The following is a 323-nucleotide window of genomic DNA, read 5'->3' as shown; positions in this document are numbered from 1 at the left end:
ATTTATGAGCATTCATAACTCATAATTCATAACTCATCATTTAAAAATGGGGGATTAGCTCAGCTGGCTAGAGCGCCTGCCTTGCACGCAGGAGGTCAACGGTTCGACTCCGTTATTCTCCACAAATCAAAAGTTTAAGCGTTGATTTGTTTATTCGGTTAAACGATTAAACCAAAAAACAGTTAAACCTGAGATAAAAGTTCATTGACATATTGAGATAAGAAAATAATAAAAAGTAGAAAGCGTTTTTTACAATTTTATTGTAAAAGACAAAAAAAAACGGTCATAATTAATTTTATGATTGGTACAATAAGCAAAATAAG

Annotated in this window: 1 tRNA gene; it reads left to right on the top strand. The window is 31.6% G+C overall.

The features are described 5' to 3' along the window. Positions 1-48: 48 nt before the first annotated feature. Positions 49-122, top strand: a tRNA-Ala gene (locus tag ACHRWY_RS27640). Positions 123-323 lie beyond the last annotated feature (201 nt).

It is taken from the genome of Flavobacterium sp. FlaQc-48 (assembly GCF_044007335.1).
Lineage (GTDB): Bacteria > Bacteroidota > Bacteroidia > Flavobacteriales > Flavobacteriaceae > Flavobacterium.
This window is presented reverse-complemented; position numbering and strand designations above follow the sequence as displayed.